This is a genomic window from Rhodomicrobium sp. R_RK_3 (genome assembly GCF_002198715.1).
Classification (GTDB): domain Bacteria; phylum Pseudomonadota; class Alphaproteobacteria; order Rhizobiales; family Rhodomicrobiaceae; genus R-RK-3.
On the sequence record NZ_MWLK01000037.1, the window covers coordinates 38822 to 58570 of the forward strand.

The following is a 19749-nucleotide window of genomic DNA, read 5'->3' on the forward strand; positions in this document are numbered from 1 at the left end:
TTTTGGCAAGAAAATCGTGTTTAATCCTCTCAGCATGCGGCGGCGCGGCGGCGACGCTTGAACAGCGTCCCGCTCGGATCGGCAAAGGAGATGGGCAGTCCGATGATCGTCAGCGATCTTCTCAAGGAGCAAACCGGCATCCGCCACGGATTTTTCACGCGGCAGGGAGGCGTCTCCGAGGGGATTTATGCATCGCTCAATTGCGGCCTGGGCTCGAGCGACGACCCGTGCAAGGTCATCGGCAACAGGGCGCTCGTCGCGGCCAAGCTCGGCACCGTGCCGGACCGGCTCATCACCGTCTATCAGGTGCACGGCAGGGACGCCATTGTCGCCGACGCGCCCTGGTCGCCGGCCAATGCGCCGAAGGCCGACGCCATCGTCACGGCGACGCCGGGCCTTGCCATCGGCGTGCTCTCGGCGGATTGCACGCCACTGCTGTTCGCCGACGCCGAGGCGCGTGTGGTCGGCGCGGCCCATGCCGGCTGGCGGGGCGCGAAAGCCGGGGTGATCGATTCAGCTATCGGGGCGATGGAAGGGCTCGGCGCCAAGCGCGAGCGTATCTGCGTCGCCATCGGCCCGGCCATCTCGCAAGCCGCCTACGAGGTTGGCCCGGAATTCCAGGCGGCCTTCACCGATGACAACGCGGATAACAGCCGCTATTTTGCGCCGCGCGGCGAGAGCGGCCGCCGGCATTTCGACCTCACCGGCTTCTGCTACGACCGCGCCCTCGCGGCGGGCGTCGCCTCGGTCGAAAATCTCGGCCTATGCACCTACGCTGATGATTCGCTCTTCTACAGTTATCGCCGGTCCGTCCACCGCAAGGAGCCCGATTATGGCCGCCAAATTTCCGCCATTGTTATTATGTGATGTGGATAAGGGGCTTTCAGGGGCTTTTTCCCGCCGTTATGCTGTTGATGCTTGTCTTGCGCGCTCGAACGTGTCTGGACGCATCCTTTGATTTGGGGTTACGCATTGCCCTGTGGAAACGGCGCAGCATCGCGCGATTCTCAAAATCGACCTTTGGAGCGCGAGGCAATGAATCTTAGAGGAGCTTCACCAGTGACGCGCGTTACCGTCAAGACGGCACGTTGCGGAGCGAGACGTGTCGCGTTGCCTCTTTTGGGGGGCTTAATCGCTTTATTTTTGGCTGGCTGCGAAACCAGTTCGAGCGGCTCCGGCGACCCCGTCGCCAGCGCCTTGACCTCGCCGCAGCAGCCCCAGCAAGCGCAAGCAAAGCCGATCGCTTTTGCGCCGGTTATCGGCGCTCCGGCGAAGGTCTCGTCGAAGATGAATGAGCTGCTGGTCGCATCCGCCGGCCAGCAAGGCATCCCGGTGGTTGCGTCCAAGGATGCCGAATATACGATCCGCGGCTATCTCGTCGCCGCCGCCGACCCCAAGGGCACCAAGCTCTCCTATATCTGGGACGTCACGGATAAGTCCGGCAAGCGCGCCAAGCGGCTGCAGGGCGACGAACTGATCGAAGGCAAGAAGGGCGGCGATCCCTGGACGCTGGTCGACGACGCCGCGATGCAGCGCATCGCCGCCAAGACCACCGAGCAGATCGTGGCCTGGATGCCGTCGGCCGGGACCACCGCGTCGACCGGCAATGCAACCGAAAACACCGCTCCGGCTCAGGGCGGCCAGCCGCGCCAGGCCGCCGCTCAGCCCGTCGCCAATGTGCTGTCGGCGCAGACGGCGGAACCGGCCGCGGCACCGAGCGCGAATGCGGGCGTTCCGATCGCGGTGGTGCCTCCGGTGACGGGCGCTCCGGGTGACGGTCAGGCATCGCTGACCTCGGCCATGCGGCGCCATCTGCAGCAGGCCGGCGTCAAGCTGGTCGAGAGCGACGATCCGACGGCCTATACGGTGCGCGGTTCGGTCCAGCTCGGCACGGCGGAGAGCGGGCAGCAGCCGATCACCATCCGCTGGCTCGTGGTCGATCCGTCCGGCAAGACCATGGAAAAGGCGGTCGTGCAGCGCAACAAGGTACCTGAGGGCTCGCTCGACGGCACTTGGGGCCAGGTGGCCGAGCTTGCAGCCGGTGAAGCGGCAAGAAGCGTCGCCAAGCTGATCAAGCCCGCGACTTAGGCAGCTTATTCGAACCTATTGTTCGGCAATACAGTTTACATAAGAACGGCTCGCTGCTAAAAGCGGGCCGTTCTTGTGTGGAACATCACTCAGCATCTGCCCAGATAATCGGACCCTAGCGCGCCGGTTTTTTGCATTATCATGCTCCAAGCGAAGGCTTTCTCGCATGAAACTCGTCTCCGGCAATAGCAACCTGCCGCTATCCGCTGCCATCGCCGACTATCTCGGCATCGCCCAGACCCAAAGCGTCTGCCGGCGCTTCGCCGACATGGAGATCTTCGTCGAGATCCAGGAGAATGTGCGCGGCGAGGACGTCTTCGTCCTGCAGTCGACCTCCTATCCCGCCAATGACAATCTCATGGAGCTGCTGATCATCATCGACGCTCTGAAGCGCGCCTCGGCGCGCCGCGTCACGGCGGTGATCCCCTATTTCGGCTATGCCCGCCAGGACCGCAAAGTCGGACCGCGCACGCCGATCTCGGCCAAGCTGGTCGCCAATCTGATCGCCCGCTCCGGCGCCGACCGCGTGCTCACCCTCGACCTGCACGCCGGCCAGATCCAGGGCTTCTTCGACATCCCGACTGACAATCTCTTCGCCGCGCCGGTCATCGTCCGCGCCATCAAGGAGCGCTTCGACGCCAATGGCGTCACGGTCGTCTCGCCTGACGTCGGCGGCGTGGTGCGGGCGCGCAATGTCGCCCAGCGTATCGGCGCGCCGCTCGCCATCGTCGACAAGCGCCGCGAGCGGCCGGGCGAGTCCGAAGTCGTCAGCGTCATCGGCAATGTCTCGGGCCGCACCTGCATCTTCATCGACGACATCGTCGATTCAGGCGGCACGCTGGTCAACGCCGCCGACGCGCTGATGGAGCGCGGCGCCAAGGAAGTCTACGCCTACATCACCCACGGCGTGCTCTCGCCAGGCGCCGAAACGCGGGTGCGCAATTCCGCGCTGAAGGCGCTTGTCATCACCGACTCCATCCTCGCCAAGGACACGACGCGCGCCACGCCGAACATCGAATTCCTCACCGTCGCGCCGCTGATCGGTGAGGCGATAGCACGTACGGCCAAGGAAGAATCGGTTTCCAGCCTTTTTGATTGACAACGTGGTTGCGAGGCGATTGAGTTCGCCGACCTTTCCGTCTATAAAGCGACGCGAGATTATGGCGGCATTTGAGCGCGCCCGCCGCCGCGCCTGATTGGGCCTGACCGGGCCCATTTTCATTCCGGAGACAACCGATGGCAGAAATGCTCGAATTACGGGCCAAGAACAGGGACACGACGGGCTCCACGGCCGCCCGGAAAATGCGCAAGGATGAGATCATCCCCGGTATCGTCTATGGCGGCAACAAGCAGCCGCAGTCGATCGCCATTGAGCGCAAGATGGTTTGGCGCCAGCTCGAGACCGGCCATTTCCTGTCCACCGTCTACATGCTCGACATCGAGGGCGAGAAGATCCGCGTCATTCCGCGCGCCATCCAGCTCGACCCGGTGCGCGACTTCCCGCTGCATGTCGATTTCCTGCGCGTCAGCAAGTCCTCGCGCCTGGACGTCGAAGTCATGGTGCAGTTCACGGACGAGGAAAAGTCTCCCGGCCTGAAGCGCGGCGGCGTTTTGAACATCGTCCGCCACACGGTCGAGCTGAGCTGCCCGGCTGACGCCATCCCGGAGTCCATCGAGATCAGCCTCGCCGGGCTTGATATCGGCGACAGCGTGCATATTTCGGCTGTTACGCTCCCCGCGAATGTCACCCCGACGATCGCCGACCGCGACTTCACCATCGCCACCATTGCCACCTCCTCGGCGATGAAACCCGAGGCCGAAGAAGGGGTTGCCAGCGACGAGGCTGAGGCGTCAGAATAAGTCCGGTCTTTGCCAATGGGGGAGTTGGGAATTGAGCGGGCGCGCCATGAAGGTCTTGGTCGGTCTGGGGAATCCAGGCGAGAAATACGAGCGTAACCGGCATAATGTCGGCTTCATGGCGGTCGACGCCATCGCCGAGCGGCATGGCGGTGCGCAATGGCGCAAGCGTTTCCAGGGGCTTGCGGCCGAGATCGATATCGGCCGCACCCGCTACCTGCTGCTCAAGCCCGGCACTTATATGAACGAGTCCGGCCGCTCGGTCAGCGAGGCGGTGCGCTTCTACAAGATGTCGCCCGCCGATGTGATCGTGCTGCATGACGAGATCGACCTTGAGCCCGGCAAGATCCGGGTGAAGTTCGGCGGCGGCCATGCCGGGCATAATGGGCTGAAATCGATCTCGGCCCATATCGGCAACGATTATCAGCGTGTGCGTATTGGCGTCGGCCATCCCGGCAATCGCGAGGCGGTCGCGGGCTATGTGCTGCATGATTTCGCCAAAGCGGATCGCGAATGGCTGGAGCCGCTGCTGACCGCCATCGGGCAAGGCGCGGCGCATCTGGTCGGCGGCAATGACGCCAAGTTCATGAACGAAGTTGCCCGTGCGGGCCGCCCCGTGACCGAGAAGCCGAAGGCGGCGCCCGCAGCGAAGCCCGCGCCCGTCGTTGCAGCGGCGCCAGCGGCGAAGCCGGAACCGCCCGAGGCCGCTCCGCCATCCGTCGAGCCCGTTACCGCCGCCTCCGTGCCGACGCCCGCTCAGGCGGAGCCTGTCGCGGCCGCACCGGCACCGAAGCCCGCCCAACCGGCACCCAAGAAGGCCGAGCCGAAGCGTGAGCCGGCCTTTGCAGGCGCCGGCCGGGCGCCGCAACCGGAGACCTCGCTCGGCGCGAAGCTGGTGGCCTGGCTGCGGCGCAATTAGTCCAACGCCCGGCAAGCGCCTTATCCGGCTTGCGGACCGGCAGGAAACATTGGACAAGCACTCAGCGGAAACTCAGCGCCTCCCCTCGGCGGCGCGCGGGTTTCCGATGGCTTTGAAGAAAGATGAATTTCGATGGGTTTTAAATGCGGGATCGTCGGATTGCCCAATGTCGGCAAATCCACCTTGTTCAACGCGCTGACGCAGACGGCTGCCGCCGAAGCCGCGAACTATCCGTTCTGCACCATCGAGCCCAATGTCGGCGACGTGCCCGTCCCGGATGAGCGTCTCGACAAGATCGCCGCCATCGCCAAATCCGCGCAGATCCTGCCGACGCGCCTAACCTTCGTCGACATCGCCGGGCTCGTCAAAGGCGCGTCCAAGGGCGAAGGTCTCGGCAACCAGTTCCTCGCCAATATCCGCGAGGTCGACGCCATTGCCTATGTGCTGCGCTGCTTCGACGACGAGGACGTCACCCATGTCGAAGGCCGCGTCGATCCGCTCTCCGATGCCGAGACGGTCGAGACCGAGCTGATGCTCGCCGATCTCGACAGCCTGGAGAAGCGCCGCGTTGCCGTTGAGAAAAAGGCCAAGGGCCAGGACAAGGACGCCAAGGCGACGCTGGTCGTCATCGACGCCGCGCTGGCTGTGCTCAGCGACGGCAAAGCCGCCCGCCTTGCCAAGATCGAGCCGGAGGACCGCGGCCGCTTCCGCATGCTGCAATTGCTGACCTCGAAGCCGGTGCTCTATGTCTGCAATGTCGATGAGAGCGCCGCCGCGACCGGCAATGCCTATTCGCAGCGTGTCGAGGAGAAGGCGAAGGCCGAGGGTGCGGTGTCGGTGGTGATCTCGGCCAAGATCGAGGCGGAGCTGGCGCAGCTTCCGCCGGATGAGCGCCAGATGTATCTGGAGAGCTTGAACCTGACCGAGCCGGGGCTGAACCGGCTGATCCGCGCGGGTTATCAACTGCTCGACCTGATCACCTATTTCACCGCCGGCCCGAAGGAATCCCGCGCCTGGACGGTGCGCAAGGGCACGCTCGCGCCGCAGGCGGCAGGCGTCATCCATACGGATTTCGAAAAAGGCTTCATCCGCGCGGAAACCATCGCCTACGACGATTTCATCCGCCATTCCGGCGAATCCGGTGCCAAGGATGCCGGGCGCATGCGCCTCGAAGGTAAGGAATACACCGTGCACGACGGCGACATCATGCATTTCCGCTTCGCGAATTGATCATTCCGTCGCCCCGGCTGTCAGAGCCGGGGTCCATTCGCATCGCCTCTTGCCGCAGCGATCGCGGATCCAGGACGGGTCCCGGCTCGCCGCCGCGCGTCGTCCGGGACGACGGAGGAGAGGCCGGCGTCAAGATAACCCACGCCTCAAACGCAAAACGGCCCGCCGAAGCGGGCCGTTCTTCCCATCGCCCTTATCAGCGCCCCCGCGCTTACTTGTCGACGTTGAACTTGTAGGCCAGCCCGAACAGGCCCATGAACTGGTCCTCGGACTCCGTCACCGGGCTGTCCGCCGCGTCGCCGAGCAGGCGGCTGTAGCGCAGGCTCGCCTGCGCCGACCAGCGCTCGTCGAGATCGGCCTTGATGCCGACCTGGGCATAGACGTCCTTGAACCCTGCCTCGGCATCGAACGCCTGCAGACCGGCCTCGGAGTTCGCCGACTGCGCCTCGCTGACGCCGAAGAAATCCTGCATGTAGCTGTCATCGGCATAGGTGGCGCCGACGCGGCCGGTCAGCGTCACGCGGTCGGTGATCTTGCGCTCGCTTTCGACGCCGAAGCGGATCTCGTAGCCGTCGCTGTCGCCGAGGATCTGGTGATAGGAGACGTCAAACAGCAGCGCGTTCCAGCGATAGCCCACGAAGCCGCCGACCACCACGCCGCCATCGATATCGCCGAGCCCTTCGAGCCGGTCGCCGTCATCCTCGTCGCGGCCGAGATTGTAGCCGGCCAGCGGTCCGGCGACGAAGCCGTCGCGATCGATCACCTTGAAGCGGACATCGTCCAGCCCGCGCGCATCGATGCGGCTGAAGAACCCAGGCGTGCCGGAAAAGCTCGGCAGGATGTAGGGAAAGCCGATAACGTCGTATTCCTTGGAGCCCTCATATTTGGGCTTCACGATCAAGATGCCGCCGACCTTCAGCGATTCGATCGAATAATCGCCCGCCGGATCGCCGCCATCCTTATAAGAACCGCCGAGATCCGCCGCCGCCGCGATATTCGCCGCCCCGAAAATCGGGGCGCAAATCGCCAGCGCTTTCAGTGAGATTTTAGCCGAGCGCATGATTCCCCCGAATTGCTGCGCGGTAGTGCCTTATGTGTTTCATAGCCTGATTAGTCACTTAGGGTAAAGTTTTGTTCCGCCGAACGGGTGCGGAGACGGCCAATCAATTCCCGAGTGATGCTTCGTAAGCACAGGCGATGATTGCATTATGCGAACAGCCTGGATGCGGCGGCCATAGACCCCCCTGCGGCTGGACACTTCGCGCGGCGCGGTGCTAAGTAACGGCATGAAGCGCGGCGCGAAAGCCGCCACATCACATAATTTCCCGGCGATCAGCGAGCACCGCCACCGGCAAGAGCGGTCGCTCGAAAGGGGCATCGATGGATATCGCGCACACGCATGTGCAATCGCTCGGCGAAGCCGAAAGCGTCTGGTTCAAGCTCGGCCTGCTCACCAAGGAAACGCATCCGATGCAGGTGCTGATGCGGCTGAACGACCGCTATGGCGGCTGCGTGCCGATCAACCTGAAGGACGAGCGCATCTTCTTTCTGAGCGATGTGCAGTATTTCGAGCAGGTGATGGTCAAGGGCGCCGACAAATACGCCAAATATTTCGACGGCCTGCGCCCGATCTTCGGCAATTCGATGATCACCATCGACGGCGCGCTCTGGCAAAAGATCCGGATGCCGCAGCAGCCGGCCTTCACGCCAAAAATGTTCACGGAGTATCTGCCGTATCTGCTGTCCTCGGTGAAGGACAAGACCCAGGAATGGGAGCGCTTCGCCCAGACCGGCGAGACGCTGAACTTGCTGGAGGAGACCTGGGGCCTCGCCGCCAGCATGATCTGCAAGGCGCTGTTCAACCGCGAGGTGCCGTTCAACCCGCAGGTGATTTTTCGCGCGGTGAAGACTTATACCGACGTGGGCCATCACAGCTCTATCCGGATGAAGAAGGTCAATGGCGCGGCCGAAGTCTCGCCCGAGGAAGCCGCCGCCGACGCGATCCTGAAATGGCTGTCGGTGCCGAGCGGCGTGCTGGCGGCGCCGGCGCGCAATGCGGAGCGCGGCACGACGCTGCTGTCGATGATGCAGGAAGCGGCGGCCGATCCGGCCCGGCCCGAATTCACCGAGGCGCAGATCATCGACGAGATGAAGCAATATCTCTGGGCCGGCACCGAAACGACGGCGCTGACGCTCGCCTGGGCGTTCTACCTGCTGCATCTGCACCCCGAAGTCGCCGACCGCATCCGCCGCGAGGGCGAGGAGACCTATGGCGACCGCGTGCCGACCTGGGAGGACGTTCACGGCCTCAGCTACACGCGCGCCGTGATCCAGGAGACGATGCGGCTCTACCCACCGATCTGGAGCTTCATCCGCCAGGCCGTTGCCGAGGATGAGATCGGCGGCCATAAGGTGCGGCCCGGCGACAAGATGGTGATGTGCGCCTATATCGTGCACCACCACCCGAAATATTGGGAGAACCCCGACCATTTCGACCCGGACCGCTTCTCGCCGGAGAACGCCACCAAGCGGGCGAAATATTCCTACCTGCCCTTCGGCGCGGGCAAGCGGTCCTGTATCGGTGGGGCGCTATCGCTGGTCGAAAACACGCTGGCGCTGACGCAATTGCTGCGCCGCTTCCGCCCGGAATATGTCGGCGAGACGCCCGCCGGCATCAGCGCGACCGTCACGCTGACGCCGGAGAAGGGGCAATTGCCGTTCCGGATCCGGGCGCTGGCCTAAGCGCCTGCGTCTCAGGCGGCGGCGATCAGGATCAGCGCCAGAGCGGTGGCCGCGATGGCGATCGGCAGCGCCCAGGTGATGTAGCTGAAGGTCTCGTGCTGGACGTGCCGGCCGGCCAGCACCCGCACTACGTTGAAGCGGAACAGGCAGACATTGATGACCAGCGCCGCGGCCAGCGCGACATAGTTGAGTCCGAACAGCAGGGACACGGTGTTGGCGCTCGACGCCAAAATCGTGCGCTCCGAATTGATGGTGAAGTTCAGGGCGATCACCGCGAACAGGCCGCCGATGACGATGTTGGTGAGTTCGAAGGACTTGATCTCGAACTGGCCGTTATTCGAGCGGTTGAGCCAGATCGCCAGCAGCGGGATCAGCAGCGAGGCGAGCAGTGGCACGAACAGGGCCGGAACCGTCTCGATCGCCCGCCGGTCGACCTCCAGCGCCACGCGCAGCCGGGAATAGCTCTCGCCGTACCAGCCGGCGAGCGGGTCGCGGGTCAGGTTGACCGCGCCGACGGTCCAGCCGCCGATCTGGATGTCGGGATCGGCTCGGCTGAACAGCAGGTCGTCCTGCCGGTAGTCGAGCATGACCTTGTCGGCGGTCTCCTCCAGCGAGACCAGTTCGGCCCGCAATTGCTGACGGTCGAAGGGAAATTGCTCGACATTGAGCGGTGAGCCGAAGGTGCCCGCGACCCGGCGCAGCAATTCCAGCCGTCCATCCGGATAGAGCCGGAGGCTGCGGCTTTCCCGGGTCGGTTCGCCGCGCAGATTTGCCAGGCCGACCTTCGGGCTCCAGATCTTGGCCAGCCGCGCCGTCGCCGCCTCGCCGCGCCACTCATGATAGCCGATCGGCGCCTCCTCGGCGGGATAACGCAGGCGTGCATCGAGCCAGGAGAGCCGCAGGTCGACCGTCCCGGCGAAAATCTCCTTGTTCTCGTCGATCGCCTCGACATCGACGAAAGCCAGCGCGGCGCGGACGACCAGCGGCAGGCCGCTATCGACCGGCAACGCGGTCAGCGCGCGCGGCGCCTGCGCGTCTGGATGGGCTTGCGGCGGCGCGGGGCTCTGTGGGGGGCCATTTTCGGCCGGCAGCGGCGCCGGCGCTTCGACCGGGGCGGCCGGGGCGTCCTCGACCGGGCGTTCGGGCAGCGGCCACAGCGTTCCCGCTTCGAGGGGGGCCTGGACGGGCGCGGGCGCTTGCGCCGTGGCGGTCTCGGCCGGGGCCTGTTGCGGGCGGATTTCGGCGGGCGCGCGGGGCGGAACCGGGGGAAAGGCCGGACGGCTGTCGAAGCTCGGCTCGGTCAGGGAGCGCGGCGCCTGGGCAAAGGCGGGCGCTGCCGCCGCCAGCGCGGCCAGCAGCAGGGGAAGGAACCGCCTCATCGCGTCGTCCCATCGATCAGATCGGCGATGCGCCGATGCTCCGCCGCCAGCGCGGCCATCTCGGCGGATAGGAACCGGTCGTCCTCATCCTCCTTTGGCCTCTCGCCTCTCCCGACGCTGGCAAAACGCGCAGAGATCGCCTCGAGCGGCCGCACCAGCCAGCCCCGGATCACGATCAAGATCGTCCCGGCGACCAGCAGAAAGCCGAACAGCGCGAAGAGCCATTGCAGCACGGTCGTGCGCCCCGCCGCGCCGCGTGTCGCCTCGAAGCTGCGGGCGATGACGATGGCGCCGAGCGTCTCGCCCGGGCTGTTGCGCAGCGGCTGTAGCACCACGCCATAGGGGATGCCGCCCGCCTTGCGGACCCAGTCGCGCGGCTCGTCATGGATGCGCAGATCCTCACCGTTGACCAGTTGGCTCATCAGCGTCCAGTTGGTGGACTGGAGCCGCATGGTCTGGCCGACGCGATTTTGTTCGGTGATGACGCCGGGGCGGATGCCGTTCGCGAAACTGCGCAGGGGCACCTCGTCGATGAACAGGGTCAGCTCCAGCCCATAGGCCGCCTTCAGCCGGTCGAGCAGGGCGCCGAAATCCATGCCGAATTCGACGCTGCCGACGTGATTGCTATCCAGGTCGCGGATCGGCGCGACGCCGAAAATGGCGGGCCCGGTGCGCGCGATTTCGATGCCCTTGCGCGCCACGTGCTCGCGGTTGACCGCGACCACCACCGGCCGGTAGCGGCTCAGATCGTCGCTGAACAGGACAGGGTTCTGCAGGCGCAGGAAGGAGGTGGCAGGCGCGAGGTGGAACTGCACCTGGTCGACGCCATATTTGTCGCGCTGTTCGTTGAACATCGCCTGGGTATGGGCGAGCAGCCCCGGCCTGTCCTGCGCGGCGAGGAGCTTACGCACCAGGGGATCGGCCGCCGTCATTTCCGCCCGCGCCAGCGCGTTGGTGGCGGTGCCTTCCAGGTTGAAGGCGATGATCGCCCGCATGAGGTCGATCTGGCTCCGCTCGACGGCCGACGTCATGCTGCCGAACAGCGTGTTGGCGCCGCAAGTCAGCCCCGCGATGACGAGGGCCGCCACCACGATCAGCGCGCGGGGCGCGCTCTTCCGGAATCTCATGAGGGCCTCTGGCGCGCAAGGCAGGGCGGGATCGGGGGCTGGGCTTCAGGAGTCCGCCGCCGAGCATCCGCCGGGGCGGGTTCCATTCGCTCGATCGCGACATCCCGATTGCGCGAGTAGGCCATCGGACCACCCCGTCCTTGTCCACGCTCCTAGAATGCCTTCCATCCAGCGCAGGATTTTGGCGTGCATGTGACGCCGGCTCGCAAGGGATCTGGCCGGGCAGGCGTAAACGGCTGCGATGGCCCCATAAAGGCCGCATTTCGCCAGCGCCGCGCGAGGGGGTTCTGCTCGGCTTAAGCATGCAGGCCGATCCGTCTTGATCGGTCAGACTCACTCGCCCTGTAGCGAACGGTTGAAAATGGCTTTGATTTTCGTGAGTTACGGCGCGACCGCAGCCGACGGATTCGCTGATTTGCTCAGCCGCAGCCACCGGCCGAAATGGCGTTTCGCGCCGGATTGGACCGCTCTCCCGCCGAGTCGGAGCTGTTGCCGTTGTAACCGGATTTTTCGCTCCCCCTGGGAGGGCCGAGGGGGAGTTACGCCGCACATCAGGCCGCCTGACGGTCGTAGTTCGGGCCGGACGGGTCGCGTTTGCGCCTCAGGCCGCCGCCACTGTCGGCCGCCGGATTCTGGCGCGCGATTGAAAGGTCTGCGTCTCGATGAAGTCCATCACATGACCGGCAATGTCGATGCGGGTGGTCTTCTCGATGCCTTCGAGGCCGGGGGAGGAGTTCACCTCCAGCAGCAGCGGCCCTTTCGACGAGCGCAGAAGATCGACGCCTGCGAATTTCAGGCCCATCACGCGGGCCGCCTTCACCACCAGCTTGCGCTCCTCCGAGGTGATCTTCACCTCATGCGCCGAGCCGCCCTTATGCAGGTTGGCCCGGAAATCGTCGGACGGCGCCTGGCGCCGCATGGTGGCGATGACCTTGCCGTCGAGCACGATACAGCGGATGTCCTGGCCGGCGGCGTCGGCGATGAACTGCTGCACGAGGAAATTAGCCTCAGCGTTGCGGAAGGCGTCGATCACCGACTGCGCCGACTTCTTGTTCTCGGCCAGCACCACGCCCTTGCCCTGCGAGCTGCATAGCAGCTTCACCACCAGCGGCGGGCCGCCGACCATGGCGATCAGGTCGTCGGTGTCGTCGGGCGAACTGGCGAAGGCGGTGACCGGCATCGGCAGGCTGCTCATCGCCATGAGCTGATGGCCGAGCAGCTTGTCGCGCGAATTGTTAATGGCGGTTGCCGAGTTCAGGCAATAGGCGCCGGTCATCTCGAACTGGCGCACCACGGCGGTGCCGTAGGCGGTGATCGAGGAGCCGATGCGCGGGATCACGGCGTCGAAATAGGGCAGCACGGTGCCGTCGTAATGGACGGTGCTGGCCAGCGTGTTGATGTTCATGTAGCAGCGCGCGGTGCGCACCTGCTCGATGACATGGTCGCGCGACTCGGCGGCCTCGATGAAGCGCCGGTTGGAATAATTGTCCGGCTCCATGGTGAGCAGCGCGATGCGCAGCGGCCGATGCACCGGCGGCTGGCCGACCTTGCCCTTGTAGACGTCGAAATTGAGCCGGCCCTGCTTATACTCGGACCAGGGCTCGACCACCGCTTCCTGCGGCTCCAGCGCGGTGCGGCCGAGCAGCATCCGGTGCGCCATGGTCTCGCGATTGGAGAGCGAGATTTCGATCGGCCATTCGCGATCGCCGACCTTCACCGGCGTGCGGATGATGTAGCGCATCTCCGACTGGCCGTTCGAGCTGATGACCTGGCGGCGGTCGACGACCTTAGCGGTGCACCAGACCTCGATATCGTCGCGATCCTCGACCGGATGCACGCCGAACCGCACCTTGGGCTGATGCTCGGGGCCGAAGGTCTCGATGGCGAAGGCGTGCAGCGCGGATGTGCGCGCGCCCGTATCGATCTTGGCCCTGATCGCCGGCAGCCCGAGTTGCGGCATGGAAACCCATTCGCGCCAACCCAGAACCAATTTATCCATCGGACGATCCATTCACCAATATCCACAGCCTGGGCGTTGCGACCGATTCGGGAACGACCAATGCCGCGTCCGTCGGTGCTTTTCACGCGACTCAGAACGCGCTGGTTGGACGTTAAGTTCAACGCCGCCGGCTACAAAAGAAAGATTTTAACGCTGTCCACTGCCATCCTTGGATCGCGGTGGATAAGACTGCGAAGCGCGCCCGAGTGCCAGTCTGGAAAGCTGCCTATCCGAACGGGCTCTCGATGAATGCCCTTTATGAACGTAATCTGAAGATGTGACGATTTTGCGATGTAACAAGGTTTTAGCTAGATATTGCGTGAAAAATTGCGGCAACGCCCAAGCCGCCTGCTGCTGCAACCATGGCGATAGCACTTTCTGGCGTTGCATCCTGTGCGTTTCGGCACAGACGCGTGAAGAGACGTATGACGAGGATCGCGCCGCTCGCGCCATAGGGATGGCCATAGGCGAGGGCGCCGCCGAGCGTGTTCACGATTTCGGCAGACAGTTTTAGCACGTCGATGGTAGCCAGCGCCTGGGCGGCGAAGGCTTCGTTCAGCTCGACGGCTCCGACGCCGCCGGCCGCGATGCCGAGCTTGCGGAAGGCGGGCATGGCGGCGAAGCCGAGGATGCGGGGGGCGACGCCCGCCGAGGCGGCGCGGTCGAAGACGAGGCCGGGCGGCGAGCCGAGCCGGCGGTGAAGATCGTCCGAGACGATGACGGTCAGCGCGGCGGCATCGTTGATCTGGCAGGAATTTCCGGCGGTGACGGTGCCCTCGGGGCCGGTGAGCGGCGGCATTCGGGCGAGCAGAGTTTCGGTCAGTGAGGGCCGCGGACCTTCATCGCGGGCGTCCGCGCCGAGGGGGACGATTTCGGCGGCGAGGATGCCGGAGGCTTCGGCCCGGGCGGCGCGGCGGTGGCTCTCCAGGGCGAAGGCGTCCTGGCGCTGGCGGCCGATGCCGAATTCGCGGGCGACGTTTTCGGCGGCTTCGATCATGCCGGGATCGCCGGTTGAGGCGGGCGCGAAGGACGGCTGGGAATAGAATTGCGGCAGGGCCGAATAGAGGTTGGCAGGCTTGGCGATGCGCCAGGGGGCGGTGGAGGCGGATTCGGCGCCGCCCGCGATGACGGCATCGGCCGCGCCGGATTCGATCAGGCGGGCGCCCTGGATAATGGCGTCGAGGCCGGAGGCGCATTGCCGGTCTATGGTCAAAGCGGGGACGGATTCCGGCAATCCTGCGGCGAGAGCGATCAGGCGCGCCGGGTTGCCGCCGCCGCCGACCGCGTTGCCGAGAATGAGTTCGTCGATGGCGCCAGGGGAGAGGCCGGCATCGGCGAGGACCGCTTGCACGACCGGCGCGGCGAGAGCCTCGAGCGGGCGCGCGCGGTGGATACCGCCGAGCTTGCCGATGGCGGTGCGCCGCGCGGCGATGACGATGGCGCGGCGGGGGCTCATTGCAGGGGCCGGAAGGCCGGATCGCCCGACAGCAGCGCGGCGCGGATGTCGGCGACGGCGAGCTTGCCGCTGCGGGTGAGCGGCAGGCGGTCGGCGGCGTAATAGAGGCTCGGGGCGTATTTCGCGCCGAGTTTCATCCGGCAATGCGCCGACAGGCTTTTCCGCGGGAGATGCACGCCTGCAATGAATTCGATGGCGGCGGCGGCGACGGAGCCGCGCGTCGCGTCCGGCATTTCAACGACTGCCGCACGGTGGATTTCCGGCAGTTCCAGCAGCGCCGCCTCGATGGCTTCCGGGCGCAGCTTCAGCGCCTTGGAATTGATGATCCGATTGATGCGTCCGGTGAGATGCAGCGCGCCTTGCTCGTCGAGAAACCCCGTGTCGCCGACGCTGACCGATGGCCCGGCAAGCGGCTCGCCGACATAGCGCGAAAACAGCATCGGGCTGGCGATGAAGATCTGGCCTTCCCTGCCGCGCATCTCGACGCCCACGCCGGGGAAGGGCCAGCCGACGGAGCCGTCATTGGCGGGGCGGCTGGTGGAATGGAAGCTCACGAAGCTGGTTTCCGACGCCCCGTAGAATTCGACGAGGTCAGCGGGCCAGATGCGCTCGCAACGCTGCCGAAGCGCGCCGGGCAGTTTCGCGCCGCCGCAGAAGATGGTTCGCAGATTGGGGGCGGGCAGTTCGGCGTCCGCCATCTCGGCGAGCATGAAAGGGACGGCGTAGAGGTGCGTGGCGCTGGCGATCGCGTCGGCGAGGCGGCTGGTACGGAATTGCGGCCCCGGGACGAGGACGGCGTGCCCACGGCACAACGCGTGAACAGCGCCGTACAGAAACAGCGATTGGTGCAGCGGGCCGGGGATCAGGACGCGGGATCGCGGCGGGAAGGGAAAGACGCTTTCGGCCGCCTCGAAACTGGCGATCCAGGAGGCGTGCGAGCGGGCGAAGAGTTTGGGCTCGCCCGTCGTGCCGGAAGTGAGCCCCCAGTAGAATTCAACGCTGTCCTCGACGGGCGGCAAGGGGCGCGGCGTGCCGATCTCCGGCGCGTCGGCGTCGTTGAGAACGGCGGCAATCGGATAGCGCGCGCGCAGCCGATCCAGCCCGCCGGGCGGCAGATCGGGATCGAGCGGCATGGCCGGTCGCCCGATGGCGGCGCAGGCGAAGAAGGCTTCGAGCAAATGCTCCCCGTCCCGCGCTAGGATCGCCACCGCGCCGGGCCGTTCGAGATGGCCGAGAAGCCGGGAGGCGCGCGCGGCGACATTGGCCCGGAACTCGGCAAAGGACGTCGCCCGCCCTCGCGCGATTACCGCAGGTGCGTCGCCCGCCGAGGCGGCGGCACTCTCCAACAGCGTGAAGAGCGTTGTGCCGCTCATGGCTGCTCCGCGGGGCTGGCGCCCGGCGCGATGACCGGGTAGCCGCGCTTGACGAACATCGTCACCCAGGCCGCGATCAGCGATTTCACCACGCCGCCCGGCGCGAACACCGCCGTGGCGATCGTCGCGTCGATCAGCGACAGGCCGCCGACATAAGCGAAGACCGGAATGCCGAAGGCATGAATAACGACGATGCCGCCAAACAGGTGGATGGCGAGCGATTTCCAAAAATTCAGGCCGGCCCAAAAACGCTCGGTCAAAAGCCCGATGGCCAGCGCGGTGAAGGGAAAGCCGATCAGGAACCCGGCGCTCGGCCCGACGAAGACGCCGAGGCCGCCGCGCCCGCCCGCCAGCAGCGGCAATCCGGCGGCGACCAGCAGCAGAAACAGAACTTGCGACAGCGCCCCGCGCCGCGCGCCTATGATCGATCCGGCCAGCATGGGGCCGAGGCTCTGTGCGGTGATCGGGACCGGGATGAAGGCGAGGTCGATGCGCGGGACGAGGCCGAGCAGCGCCGTGACGGCCGCGAAAAGCGCAATGAACGCAACGTCTTGGATACGCATGGAGACCGGCTCTGCCTATTTCCGGTTGTCGAAGCCTCTGGCAGCGATAGCGTCTCCCAGCGCGTCTGTCATGCGGAGAATTTTGACCATCAGCGGCCCGATGCCGAAGAGGCTGGGACCGCGCGCGCGGCGGGCCAGCCGCGCCTGCTGGATTTCCTGCAGGTCCTGGAGCAGCGTCGGGATGAAGCGGATGGCGAGGCCGACGGCCAGGGCGAGCTTCGGCGGGCTGAGGCCGAGCGCCGCGAGGGGACGGGCGGCGCGGGTCAGCACGTCGAGCATGTCGGAGAGGCGGGTGGTCAGGGTGACGAGGGAGGTGAGGAGGACGAGGGAGAGGATGCGGAGAGCGGTCGAGGCCGCTTCGGCGGGGCCGGCGAGGGCGAGTTGCAGGGCGGAGAGTGCGGCGGTGACGAGGAGGACGGGCTTGAGGGCACGGGCGATAGCGCGGAGGGGAAGGCGGGCGACGGGGTAGAGCGAGGCGACGGCGAGGAGGATGCCGGCGAGGAGCCACAGGGGCTTGACCAGCACGATGGCGAAGCTGCCGGCGATAGAGACAAGGATCTTGCTGCCCGCGCCGAGCCGGTGGATGGGCGACCCGCGGTGGATGTAGAGCGCGAGCATCAGCCTCCGCCCAATTTCTTCGAAATCCCCGCGCAGGCGGGGATCCAGTAGGCCGCAGCGCAAATGGTTAGGCAGAAGTCTGATCCGGGTTTGTGATTACTGGATCCCCGCCTGCGCGGGGATTTCGAATGGGGGTGTGGTGGGGTGCCCATTGCTTTCGGCCCTAGCGCCCGCCCTCGGCGGCGCTGGCCAGGCGGCGCAGCGACAGGGTCGCCTTCAGGCCGGGCTCGTTGTCGGACAGGGTCAGCGTACCGCCATGCAGGCGCGCGACCGCCGCCGCCAAGCTCAGGCCCAGGCCGCTCCCCGGCAGCGACCGGCTCGCCTCCAGCCGGACGAAGCGGCGGAACACCCGCTCCCGGTCTTCCGGCGGGACCCCGGGGCCACGATCGCCGATCACAATATCAGCACGCTCCGGCTGCCGGTCCAGGCTGACCGAAATCGTTTTCGCATTGGCGCCCGGGCTGCCATCGCCCGGCGTGCCGTACTTAATCGCATTGTCCAGAATGTTGGCCACCGCCTGCGCGATCAACTCGCGCTTGCCCTCGACGATGGTCTCTGCCGCAGGCGTCAAATCCAGCACCATGCCGCGCTCCTCGGCCAGCGGCTCGTACAACTCGCAGACATCGGTGACGACGGCGGCGAGGTCGAAGCGCTCGAGATTGGGATGCGCCGCCCCCGATTCCAGCCGCGCGATGCTCAGCAGGGCGTCGAAGGTCTTGATCAGCTCGTCGGCGTCCTCGATGGTCGCCTGCAGCGCGTCGCGATAGGTCTGCGGATCGGCGGGCTCGCGCAAGGCGGTCTCGACCCGGTTGCGCAACCGGCTGAGCGGCGTCTTCAGATCGTGCGCGATATTGTCGGAGACTTCCTTGAAGCCGGCGATCAATTCCTCGATGCGCTTCAGCATCTCGTTGAGGCTGACGGCCAGCCGGTCGAACTCGTCGTCGCTGCCGCTGACGGGGACGCGGCGGGAGAGGTCCCCGGCCATGATGTTGCGGGTGGTCTCGGTCATGCTCTCCACCCGCCGCAGCAGGCTGCGCCCGACCAAGAGCCCGCCGCCCAGGCCGACGATGGCCATGCCGGCGAGCGTCCAGAGAAACACCGAGCGGACCAGTTCGCCAAATTGCCTGCGGTCCTCGATGTCGCGTCCGACCACCAGCCGGTAGCCATTGGCGAGGCGAAAGATCACCGCGAAAGCATAGCGTTCCTCGACGCGGTTATCCAAGGCGCGGCGGTAGATGAAGGCGACGCGGCCGGTCGAATTCCACAGCTCCTCGCTCACGGCCTTCAGATTGCCGCCGAGATGCCGGCCCTCGGCGTCGGCGAGCAGATAGAGGCTGTTGCCGGGGGTTTCGCTGCGGTCGACCACCGCGCGCTTCAGCGTCTCGATGCCGCCTTGCCTATATTGCTGGTCGAGGCTGCCGATCTCAGCCTGGATAGCGCTCTCGATCTGGGCGCCGAGAAGGGCGTTGGTCTGCCAGTAAATATAGAAGACAGCGCCGGCGGCGGCCGCGGCGAACAAGCCGAAATAGATCAGCGAGTAGCGGAACGCCGTGGTCCGCAATAATTTAATCAGCCCCGTCACGGATCATATATCCGGCCCCCCTCACGGTGTGCAGCAAGGGCCTTTCATAGTTCTTGTCGATCTTGGCGCGCAGGCGGGAGATATGCACGTCGATGACATTGGTCTGCGGATCGAAATGATAGTCCCAGACATGCTCCAGCAGCATCGTCCGGGTGACGACCTGTCCGGCATTCTTCATCAGATATTCGAGCAGCCGGTATTCGCGCGGCTGCAGCAAAATGGCTTCGCCGCCGCGCATCACCTTATGGGCGAGCCGGTCGAGCACGAGGTCGCCGACGACATATTTGGGGCTGGCCTCCTCCGGCGACGAGCGCCGGGCGAGTGCCTCGATGCGGGCGAGCAGCTCGGAGAAAGCGTAGGGTTTGGTCAGATAATCATCACCGCCGGCGCGCAGACCTGCGACCCGGTCATCAACGGCGCCAAGCGCGCTGAGGATAAGGACGGGTGTGCGGTTGCCGTCGCGGCGCAGGGTTTCGACGATGGAGAGGCCGTCGCGGCGCGGCAGCATGCGGTCGAGCACCAGCACGTCGAACTGGTCGGTCTGGGCGCGTTCGAGCCCGGTTTCGCCGTCGGTCGCGAGTTCGGACGTATGACCGCTCTCGCGGAGCGCGTTCGCGAGATAGGAGGCGGCCTTGACGTCGTCTTCAACCACAAGAACGCGCATTGCGCGTCTCCACGAATTATCCGGTGCGGGGAAAAATTCCGCGCGATCGCGTCGCAGTCTAATCAGGCTTTGGTTGGATAACCAATAAGAGCTTGCGTTTCTGGGCATGCATAAGCGGCGGCGTGACCCGGATTGTCAGGAGCCACGCCGCC

General features: G+C 65.7%; 17 protein-coding genes and 1 pseudogene. 7 read left to right on the plus strand and 11 right to left on the minus strand.

Annotated features, from left to right (window positions below):
• Positions 1-102: 102 nt before the first annotated feature.
• From pgeF to ychF, 6 genes are all read left to right on the plus strand, one after another.
• The gene (gene pgeF / locus BLEFHOIH_RS23745) at positions 103-867 is read left to right on the plus strand and encodes a peptidoglycan editing factor PgeF (protein ID WP_088348720.1); all 765 of its coding nucleotides are present in this window, start codon (positions 103-105) and stop codon (positions 865-867) included.
• A gap of 276 nt (positions 868-1143) precedes the next feature.
• The gene (locus BLEFHOIH_RS23750) at positions 1144-2088 is read left to right on the plus strand and encodes a hypothetical protein (RefSeq protein WP_088348538.1); all 945 of its coding nucleotides are present in this window, start codon (positions 1144-1146) and stop codon (positions 2086-2088) included.
• Between the two features lie 166 nt (positions 2089-2254).
• Complete coding sequence (locus BLEFHOIH_RS23755) at positions 2255-3187, plus strand: ribose-phosphate pyrophosphokinase (RefSeq protein WP_088348539.1); 933 nt, start codon at positions 2255-2257, stop codon at positions 3185-3187.
• A 137-nt stretch (positions 3188-3324) separates the two neighbouring features.
• A complete protein-coding gene (locus BLEFHOIH_RS23760; protein ID WP_088348540.1) occupies positions 3325-3948 on the plus strand; it encodes a 50S ribosomal protein L25/general stress protein Ctc in 624 nt (207 codons plus the stop codon).
• 46 nt (positions 3949-3994) lie between these two features.
• Positions 3995-4864, plus strand: a complete 870-nt coding sequence (pth, locus tag BLEFHOIH_RS23765) for an aminoacyl-tRNA hydrolase (protein WP_088348541.1) — start codon at positions 3995-3997, stop codon at positions 4862-4864.
• A gap of 132 nt (positions 4865-4996) precedes the next feature.
• Positions 4997-6094, plus strand: coding sequence for a redox-regulated ATPase YchF (gene ychF, locus BLEFHOIH_RS23770; protein ID WP_088348542.1), 1098 nt, complete (start codon positions 4997-4999; stop codon positions 6092-6094).
• A 211-nt stretch (positions 6095-6305) separates the two neighbouring features.
• On the opposite strand, the gene BLEFHOIH_RS23775 is transcribed toward ychF, so the two are convergent.
• On the minus strand, positions 6306-7154 hold the full coding sequence (locus BLEFHOIH_RS23775) for a MipA/OmpV family protein (protein ID WP_088348543.1): 849 nt from the start codon (positions 7152-7154) through the stop codon (positions 6306-6308).
• A gap of 320 nt (positions 7155-7474) precedes the next feature.
• Here BLEFHOIH_RS23775 and BLEFHOIH_RS23780 point away from each other — a divergent pair, with 320 nt between their 5' ends.
• On the plus strand, positions 7475-8836 hold the full coding sequence (locus BLEFHOIH_RS23780; RefSeq protein ID WP_088348544.1) for a cytochrome P450: 1362 nt from the start codon (positions 7475-7477) through the stop codon (positions 8834-8836).
• An 11-nt stretch (positions 8837-8847) separates the two neighbouring features.
• Here BLEFHOIH_RS23780 and BLEFHOIH_RS23785 read toward each other — a convergent pair whose 3' ends face one another.
• The 10 genes and pseudogenes from BLEFHOIH_RS23785 to BLEFHOIH_RS23825 form a co-directional block, all read right to left on the minus strand.
• A complete protein-coding gene (locus tag BLEFHOIH_RS23785; RefSeq protein WP_088348545.1) occupies positions 8848-10215 on the minus strand; it encodes a hypothetical protein in 1368 nt (455 codons plus the stop codon).
• Positions 10212-11342, minus strand: coding sequence for a cache domain-containing protein (locus BLEFHOIH_RS23790; RefSeq protein ID WP_088348546.1), 1131 nt, complete (start codon positions 11340-11342; stop codon positions 10212-10214). The genes BLEFHOIH_RS23785 and BLEFHOIH_RS23790 overlap by 4 nt, the downstream gene beginning before the upstream one ends.
• A gap of 601 nt (positions 11343-11943) precedes the next feature.
• Positions 11944-12861 (minus strand): 30S ribosomal protein S6--L-glutamate ligase, encoded by a 918-nt coding sequence (gene rimK, locus BLEFHOIH_RS23795; protein ID WP_348626068.1) that lies wholly within the window; start codon positions 12859-12861, stop codon positions 11944-11946.
• A 72-nt stretch (positions 12862-12933) separates the two neighbouring features.
• Positions 12934-13353, minus strand: a pseudogene (locus BLEFHOIH_RS27655) (RimK/LysX family protein); the annotation flags it as partial.
• Between the two features lie 292 nt (positions 13354-13645).
• The gene (locus BLEFHOIH_RS23800) at positions 13646-14797 is read right to left on the minus strand and encodes a thiolase family protein (protein ID WP_088348548.1); all 1152 of its coding nucleotides are present in this window, start codon (positions 14795-14797) and stop codon (positions 13646-13648) included.
• Entirely contained in the window at positions 14794-16170 is a 1377-nt protein-coding gene (locus BLEFHOIH_RS23805) for an AMP-binding protein (RefSeq protein WP_088348549.1), read from the minus strand. The genes BLEFHOIH_RS23800 and BLEFHOIH_RS23805 overlap by 4 nt, the downstream gene beginning before the upstream one ends.
• The gene (locus BLEFHOIH_RS23810; protein WP_088348550.1) at positions 16167-16733 is read right to left on the minus strand and encodes a biotin transporter BioY; all 567 of its coding nucleotides are present in this window, start codon (positions 16731-16733) and stop codon (positions 16167-16169) included. Before BLEFHOIH_RS23810 ends, BLEFHOIH_RS23805 begins: the two co-directional genes overlap by 4 nt.
• 15 nt (positions 16734-16748) lie before the next feature.
• Positions 16749-17351 (minus strand): energy-coupling factor transporter transmembrane protein EcfT, encoded by a 603-nt coding sequence (locus tag BLEFHOIH_RS23815; protein ID WP_088348551.1) that lies wholly within the window; start codon positions 17349-17351, stop codon positions 16749-16751.
• A 163-nt stretch (positions 17352-17514) separates the two neighbouring features.
• The gene (locus BLEFHOIH_RS23820; protein ID WP_088348552.1) at positions 17515-18933 is read right to left on the minus strand and encodes an ATP-binding protein; all 1419 of its coding nucleotides are present in this window, start codon (positions 18931-18933) and stop codon (positions 17515-17517) included.
• Complete coding sequence (locus BLEFHOIH_RS23825; protein WP_088348553.1) at positions 18917-19597, minus strand: response regulator transcription factor; 681 nt, start codon at positions 19595-19597, stop codon at positions 18917-18919. The genes BLEFHOIH_RS23820 and BLEFHOIH_RS23825 overlap by 17 nt, the downstream gene beginning before the upstream one ends.
• Positions 19598-19749 lie beyond the last annotated feature (152 nt).

What these genes read in the sequence shown, in the direction of transcription:
- pgeF (WP_088348720.1), top strand. Translation starts at nt 103, where the DNA reads ATGATCGTCAGCGATCTTCTCAAGGAGCAAACCGGCATCCGCCACGGA.
- BLEFHOIH_RS23755 (WP_088348539.1), top strand. Translation starts at nt 2,255, where the DNA reads ATGAAACTCGTCTCCGGCAATAGCAACCTGCCGCTATCCGCTGCCATC.
- BLEFHOIH_RS23760 (WP_088348540.1), top strand. Translation starts at nt 3,325, where the DNA reads ATGGCAGAAATGCTCGAATTACGGGCCAAGAACAGGGACACGACGGGC.
- pth (WP_088348541.1), top strand. Translation starts at nt 3,995, where the DNA reads ATGAAGGTCTTGGTCGGTCTGGGGAATCCAGGCGAGAAATACGAGCGT.
- ychF (WP_088348542.1), top strand. Translation starts at nt 4,997, where the DNA reads ATGGGTTTTAAATGCGGGATCGTCGGATTGCCCAATGTCGGCAAATCC.
- BLEFHOIH_RS23775 (WP_088348543.1), bottom strand. Translation starts at nt 7,154, where the DNA reads ATGCGCTCGGCTAAAATCTCACTGAAAGCGCTGGCGATTTGCGCCCCG.
- BLEFHOIH_RS23780 (WP_088348544.1), top strand. Translation starts at nt 7,475, where the DNA reads ATGGATATCGCGCACACGCATGTGCAATCGCTCGGCGAAGCCGAAAGC.
- BLEFHOIH_RS23785 (WP_088348545.1), bottom strand. Translation starts at nt 10,215, where the DNA reads ATGAGGCGGTTCCTTCCCCTGCTGCTGGCCGCGCTGGCGGCGGCAGCG.
- BLEFHOIH_RS23790 (WP_088348546.1), bottom strand. Translation starts at nt 11,342, where the DNA reads ATGAGATTCCGGAAGAGCGCGCCCCGCGCGCTGATCGTGGTGGCGGCC.
- BLEFHOIH_RS23800 (WP_088348548.1), bottom strand. Translation starts at nt 14,797, where the DNA reads ATGAGCCCCCGCCGCGCCATCGTCATCGCCGCGCGGCGCACCGCCATC.
- BLEFHOIH_RS23805 (WP_088348549.1), bottom strand. Translation starts at nt 16,170, where the DNA reads ATGAGCGGCACAACGCTCTTCACGCTGTTGGAGAGTGCCGCCGCCTCG.
- BLEFHOIH_RS23810 (WP_088348550.1), bottom strand. Translation starts at nt 16,733, where the DNA reads ATGCGTATCCAAGACGTTGCGTTCATTGCGCTTTTCGCGGCCGTCACG.
- BLEFHOIH_RS23815 (WP_088348551.1), bottom strand. Translation starts at nt 17,351, where the DNA reads ATGCTCGCGCTCTACATCCACCGCGGGTCGCCCATCCACCGGCTCGGC.
- BLEFHOIH_RS23825 (WP_088348553.1), bottom strand. Translation starts at nt 19,597, where the DNA reads ATGCGCGTTCTTGTGGTTGAAGACGACGTCAAGGCCGCCTCCTATCTC.